The sequence below is a fragment of the Dolichospermum sp. UHCC 0259 genome (genome assembly GCF_009711935.1).
Lineage (GTDB): Bacteria > Cyanobacteriota > Cyanobacteriia > Cyanobacteriales > Nostocaceae > Dolichospermum.
The window spans coordinates 1-6,354 of record NZ_VIKX01000252.1 but is presented as its reverse complement, the minus strand read 5'-3'; the positions used below and the strand labels follow the sequence as shown (position 1 = coordinate 6,354).

Below are 6,354 nucleotides of genomic sequence, written 5' to 3'. Positions count from 1 at the left end.
TACTGTAGAAGGAATTAATAATAAACTCAAATTAATCAAAAGACTTGGATATGGATTTCGTAACTTTAGTAATTTTAGATTACGTAGTTTATTAAACTGGCACTTTAGTATTAATTCTCCATAAAAGGGACGCAAGAGCCTCTGTTCTCTAGTAAAAACTTGCCGGGGATGGGAAAGAAGATATTCTAATAAATCAAATTCTTTTGCTGTTAATTCAATTGATTTTTTACCTCGATAAACTTGGCGAGTTCGGCGATTTAAATTCAAGTCTTCAAATTGTAAAATGTCCTCATCTGGTTCTTGCGTGCGACGAAGATGAGCGCGAATTCTGGCTAAAAGTTCTTCAATGCTAAATGGTTTAATTACATAATCATCCGCACCTGCATCTAAACCAGCTACGCGATCGCTTACCTCATCTTTTGCTGTAAGTAAAATTACTGGTATTGAGTTACCTGTTGCCCGCAAACGGCGACAAATTTCTACACCTGATAAACCTGGTAACATCCAATCTAAAATTGCTAAATCTGGTGATGATTCTCGTGCTAATGTTAACCCAGTCATGCCATCATTAGCAACACTGACGTTGTAACCTTCGCTCTTTAATTCTAATTCAACAAATCGCGCTAGTTTGACTTCATCTTCTACTAAAAGAATATGTGCTGACATATTTTTAAATTATTATTAATTATTAAATAAACTAATTGTAAATATACTTCCTTCATCCAATTTTGATTGCACAGTCACATTACCTTTCATCCCTTCTACAAGAGTTTTCACAATTGATAAGCCTAAACCAGATCCACCTGTTGCAGGACTGCGGGATTCATCTACGCGGTAAAATCTTTCAAAAATTCTGGCTTGATGTTGTAAAGGAATGCCATAACCATGATCACAAACTTGAATAACTACTTTATCATGAAACTGATCTAATTTTAAAATTATTGGTGTACCAGCAGCAGAATATTTGACGGCATTATCAATTAAATTTAGTAAAACTTGTTTTAAGCGGTTGTAGTCTGTTTTTATTTCAATGGGGTAAGTTGTTGATTCGATAGTAATAGTGTGATCGCTATATTTTGCTGCCATTGCTACTACTTCTTCAACTAAGTCATTCAACACATAAGATTTAATCTGAAATCGTAAATAACCACTATCTGCCCTGGCTAAATCTAGTAAATCTTGTAATAAACGGATGGTATGTTCAGCTTCTGATGAAGCAGTTTCTAACGCTTCTATTTGAACTTCTGTTAAATTATTTTGTCGTCTTAAAACACTTTGTAAATAACCATGTACAATAGTTAAAGGCGTGCGTAATTCATGGGAAACATTACTCACAAATTGTCGTTCTTGTTCCCAGGATTGGGAAAGACGTGATAGCAACATAGTTAAAGTTTGAGCTAGTTCTTTCACTTCACTGGGGGCATTATCAAGATATAGCTGTGCTTGTCCTAAATCTTCTATAGAAATTACAGAAGTCATTTGACTTAATTGACGTAATGGTTTTAGAGAACGCTGAATATAAAGTGCGATCGCCACAGTAATCACAATAATTGCTAAAATACTGGCAATACTCAAACTCCTAACCATTGCCACAAACATAGTTTGTTCAGTCGTAATATCCTGAACTATAAATAATGTACCCAACAACTTACCCTGAACCTGCAAAGCACCACCACTTAAAACAAAGTAGTTTTTGTTAACTTGGTAAACTTGGGGTTTAATTGACATATTGGTAAGAGACATCAACTCAGCTACAGTAGAATCAGATAACAAATCTAGATTTGCAGATTTTACTAAAATTTTATTATTAGCATTTTTTAGCCATAATAATGTATTGGTATTTGCTAAGTTATTAATAGCCTTTTGCACACCTGTTTCGGGTTGCATCATTTCACTATAAAGTTGGACATCACGAGGCAACCTATCAACTATTTGTTGAATATTATATTTGTGAGTGTCAATCAAAATTTTCTGCATTCTCCAACTAGTCCAAACAGCCAGACTACCTAATGTTAAAGCTGAAAAAACACCAATTCCAACTGTTAGACGTAACCGTAAAGAAAAAATATCAAATTTTTTAATTTGTTTCACTTTTCGTAATTATTATTTTGGTATTGGCTAATTTTTCTTTAAAATATATAAATTATTGATTACAAATAATTCTATTTGTTAAAAATATCGAAATAAGTCAATACAATATTTAGATTTCACTCCAATATTATAGATATTCCACCCTTAATTTATACTATAAATAGTTAAGTTTAACTATCTTTAAAATCTTTTATATTTTTCTCTATTAATAATCTAAACCAACTTAATAATAATTAAATTAATTTAATCTGAGAATACGCTTAATATTTTAGCAAATGTTTGTCTTTTCTGGAAACTTTAACCCTGATTAAGCTTTCATACAGATATGAAAAGGTTGTGGGGTTCTATCGGGATAGTCGTTGTTGAGTAAGTGCTTAATGTTGTAAGCCGCTGCTTTGCATTTAGATACCAAATCTTGTAGGGTCTGCCGTTCTTCTTGACTTAACTGGACAATATAGGTCTTGAGCACAATCAGTTATGAGGATATCTGCTGAGATTTATAGTAGCCTCTCTATTTTCCCTCAAACTCACAATTTTTCGCTTGACATACCACTCACTAGCAACGCTCACCCGTGCTGAGTTATTGGATAGGTTATCCCCCAAACATCACGGTATTAGAGCAAACAAGACAAAAGCCCGTGACGAGGATTGAACTCGTGACCTCACCCTTACCAAGGGTGTGCTCTACCACTGAGCCACACGGGCGAAAAATTAATCAAAATTAAGACTTATAATGCTGTACACTTAGTCTGTGGTACAGCATTTATAATTCTTAAGCTTTGTAGGATATGGGCCGAGCTGGATTTGAACCAGCGTAGGCGTAAACCAACGGATTTACAGTCCGTCTCCATTAACCACTCGGACATCGACCCGTTTGTTTCCCACGTTTAACTATAATAGCAGCACCCCCTAGTTTTGACAAGGGGTGGGAGAAAATATTTTTTGGTAAAGTCTAAATGCTTTGCTCCAAGCTAGTTTCCGCAGTTTATGCCATTAGTTCGTACCATTTAAGTACCTGGACAGAATTAATTACATATTATTTACCACTACCGAGATTTTCAACTACAGCATTGTTTTCATCTCACTTATCTGTTTTATCTGTCAAGTATTGTTTCTACGCAATCTCTTATACTTATGTTGTTTAATTTGCCAAGTACATATTATCCCAAATTAGATGAGCTTACCCTGATTCCTAACTACTTTTAGGATTGCTTAATTTCTGGATCAAAAGTTGTATTGATAAGGCGAATAAACCTAATGCAACTAACCCAAATATTCCCGCTCCCAAGGCTACTATACCTACAACTAGAGTCCGCACAGCAGAAGCAATATTGATCACAGTTTGGTTGTCAGAATGGGTGGGTTTATTGGCAAAAGTAGTGGCGATCGCTATCATTAAAGAATAAGTAGCAAATGCAAATCCTCCCGATATCACAGAACCAGTTATACAGCGTAAAGGAGTTGCTTGAACTTGATTAGAACTATCTACTGAAGGCATTTCTGGCGGTTGATTCATAGCAAAGTAATAAATTAGACAATTTTTAGGGGATGTTATTGAGCGATTTTAATTCCATGTTTAATTGTATGGGTGACAAACAATTCCAAATCCTCATCAGGAATCGCCTCACGTATCCGCTGCTTAACTATTTCTCCTTGATTTTGAGATTCAACAATAGCAAATACAGAAGGACCAGAACCAGACATCATTGTGCCTAAAACCCCAGATTGACTGGCGAATAATTCCCGCAATTGCCATACTTGAGGATAAGCTGGTAAAACAACTTTTTCCAAATCATTATGTAGTTTTTTGGCAATGTTTTCTGTATTCTTATTCAAGATAGCTTTTACCATATCTTCTGAATGAAAAGCACTAGCACGAACCGCGAAACCTTCCGAATCTTGAATATAATTAATCCCAAATTGTTGCCGATAGGTTTTATATGCCCAAGGTGTAGAAACTTCCAAACTGCGATATTTAGCCAAGACTATATGTAAATTATCCAAACTTTGCAAAGGAGAAAGTTCTTCACCTCTACCCGTAGCAATTACCGTTCCCCCACCAATACAAAATGGCACATCTGAACCAAGACTAGCCCCCAATTCTTCCAATTCTGATTGAGTTAATCCCAAATTCCAAAGTAAATCCATTCCCACTAACACCGCTGCGGCATTACTAGAACCCCCCGCTAAACCAGCAGCAACAGGAATATGCTTTTTGATAGTAATATCCACACCACCAAAATTACTAAAAGCTTTGGGAAATTCCCTAGCCATTAATGCAGCCGCTTTATAAACTAAATTAGTTTGGTCTGTAGGTACTTGAGGATGATCACAATAAACACGGATATTTTCAGTGCTGGCAGAATGGATATCAATTTGGTCGGACAAATCTATACTTTGGAGTATCATTGCTAATTCATGATACCCATCAGCACGACTCCCGATAATTTCCAAATATAAATTGATTTTCGCAGGTGCAATTAAACTGTAAGAACGCATAACGGTTATTTAGCAGGGAACAGGGAATAGGCAATAGGGAATAGGCAATAGGGGAGAAATTTCATTCTCTATTCTTCAATTTCTTCCTCCTGACTCCTGACTCCCGACTGCTGCTATAGTATTTACCAGTGATACCCATTGGTCAACACCAAGGTCTTCAGCCCGAACTTGAGGATTTATTCCTAATTGTTCCAGTATTTGGGTCAAGTTGTCTCGTTCAATTACCGATTGTAAATTATTTCTTAACATTTTTCGCTTTGACCCAAATCCCAATTTCACCAGAGTTTCTAACTGTTTGGGGTCATGAGCCGGAATTTCTATCTGTTTAGGACTCAACCGCACCACAGCCGAATCTACCTTGGGTGGAGGCACAAATGCCGCCGCAGGAACAGTACAAATTAACTCACAATCTGCCAAATATTGCACCCGTACCGACAACGCCCCAAAAGTTCTCGAACCGGGTTTAGCGTATAATCTTTCAGCTACTTCTTTCTGTATTAACAAAACGATCGCATCAAAAGGCTCTGGATTAGGATGAGAAATCGTCCCCAGTAGCTTTTCAATAATTGGTCCAGTAATATTATAAGGAATATTAGCAACAACTTTATTCTGCTTCTGAAAATTAGTAAATGCTGTTAATTGTGATGGTAAATCAAGGGTGAGAAAATCTCCCTGTAACAGGAGAAAATTTTCTTTTTCTCCCAATTGTTTAGCCAGTAACTTACACAAATCTCTGTCAATTTCTACTGCAAGCAAAGATTTTACTAGCGGCAATAACCGACGAGTGAGAATTCCTGTACCCGGACCAATTTCTAAAACTTTATCAGTTTCTTGACAATTAGCCGCTTGGACAATTGCATTCAGAGCCTTATCACTTTTTAACCAATGTTGAGCAAACTGTTTACGGGGTTGAATCATTTTGTTGACATTAAAAATTAGACTTATTACAGGATTACGTTATTGGACAATAACAATCTCTATGATAATTAATGATGTGAGTGTGAGTCCACTTTTAATAATACCACAAATTACTTACATACACCATTTAAGATGTAACTTAAAACCTCATATTCACATATTTCTTTCATAAAATTCATTGTAAATTCAACGGTTTCGATCCTCACGTAAAAGTTCAACACTATCACTAAAAATTTTATCTAAATGACGCTGACGGGCAATATCTATTTTTCCCCAAGCTTGTGCAGCAACCGATTCTTGATTGACTACTTCAGCCTCTACAAAATTTTCCAAAATTGTCTTAACTTCATCTTCCAAACTGCGGTTATGGCTTTGAGCTAAACTCTGTAATTTTTCTAATACAACAGGATTAATATTTCCTAATACAACTTGTGTTGTCATATTGCCTCGCTATTATTACAGAAAAAGACACAAACTCCGGGATATCCATTCTAAACTAATTGTAACAGCTTGCCACCTTTGCGGCTAAAGCTTTCATGTGTCTTCCTAACTGAGTACCACTAGCCCAAAAGTGAGAAGGTAAATGACCTATTGGTGCAGATAACTTAAAGGATAATTGTTGACGGGGGGAAGTAGCATAGGGTAAATACCAACCTACTGTACTACAAAATTGGGCATAGTCGGTATCACAGCTATGATAAATTTGGGTTTGAATGCTAAAACCAAAATGTCCTTGACTATATTTTGTCCACAATTGATCAATTATTTGTAAATCCTGACAAGGCAAACTTGTAGTTTTTCACTCTCCCCCCACTTTCGAGAGTTTATAGGGTAGGTAGAAGTAGG

The 6,354-nt window shown here is 36.1% G+C and carries 8 protein-coding genes, 2 tRNA genes and 1 pseudogene; 1 reads left to right on the top strand and 10 read right to left on the bottom strand.

Going from position 1 to position 6,354, the window contains the following annotated elements; all coding sequences use genetic code 11:
- Positions 1–124: transposase (locus tag FJR05_RS21025; protein ID WP_168642427.1), on the top strand; the 124-nt coding region annotated here is incomplete at its 5' end.
- A gap of 11 nt (positions 125–135) precedes the next feature.
- On the opposite strand, the pseudogene FJR05_RS21020 reads toward FJR05_RS21025, so the two are convergent.
- The 10 genes and pseudogenes from FJR05_RS21020 to FJR05_RS20975 form a co-directional block, all read right to left on the bottom strand.
- Positions 136–666, bottom strand: a pseudogene (locus FJR05_RS21020) (response regulator transcription factor); the annotation flags it as partial.
- A gap of 15 nt (positions 667–681) precedes the next feature.
- The gene (locus tag FJR05_RS21015; RefSeq protein ID WP_168645915.1) at positions 682–2,091 is read right to left on the bottom strand and encodes an ATP-binding protein; all 1,410 of its coding nucleotides are present in this window, start codon (positions 2,089–2,091) and stop codon (positions 682–684) included.
- 307 nt (positions 2,092–2,398) lie between these two features.
- Complete coding sequence (locus FJR05_RS21010) at positions 2,399–2,560, bottom strand: hypothetical protein (protein WP_168645914.1); 162 nt, start codon at positions 2,558–2,560, stop codon at positions 2,399–2,401.
- Positions 2,561–2,724: 164 nt separating this feature from the next.
- Positions 2,725–2,796, bottom strand: a tRNA-Thr gene (locus FJR05_RS21005).
- 84 nt (positions 2,797–2,880) lie between these two features.
- Positions 2,881–2,963, bottom strand: a tRNA-Tyr gene (locus FJR05_RS21000).
- A gap of 320 nt (positions 2,964–3,283) precedes the next feature.
- Entirely contained in the window at positions 3,284–3,607 is a 324-nt protein-coding gene (locus FJR05_RS20995) for a DUF3082 domain-containing protein (RefSeq protein WP_168645913.1), read from the bottom strand.
- Positions 3,608–3,642: 35 nt separating this feature from the next.
- A complete protein-coding gene (gene ispE / locus FJR05_RS20990; protein WP_168645912.1) occupies positions 3,643–4,590 on the bottom strand; it encodes a 4-(cytidine 5'-diphospho)-2-C-methyl-D-erythritol kinase in 948 nt (315 codons plus the stop codon).
- Between the two features lie 75 nt (positions 4,591–4,665).
- Complete coding sequence (rsmA, locus tag FJR05_RS20985; protein WP_168645911.1) at positions 4,666–5,508, bottom strand: 16S rRNA (adenine(1518)-N(6)/adenine(1519)-N(6))-dimethyltransferase RsmA; 843 nt, start codon at positions 5,506–5,508, stop codon at positions 4,666–4,668.
- A 186-nt stretch (positions 5,509–5,694) separates the two neighbouring features.
- Complete coding sequence (locus FJR05_RS20980; protein ID WP_168645910.1) at positions 5,695–5,949, bottom strand: hypothetical protein; 255 nt, start codon at positions 5,947–5,949, stop codon at positions 5,695–5,697.
- Between the two features lie 55 nt (positions 5,950–6,004).
- On the bottom strand, positions 6,005–6,295 hold the full coding sequence (locus tag FJR05_RS20975; RefSeq protein ID WP_168645909.1) for a GUN4 domain-containing protein: 291 nt from the start codon (positions 6,293–6,295) through the stop codon (positions 6,005–6,007).
- Positions 6,296–6,354: the final 59 nt, after the last annotated feature.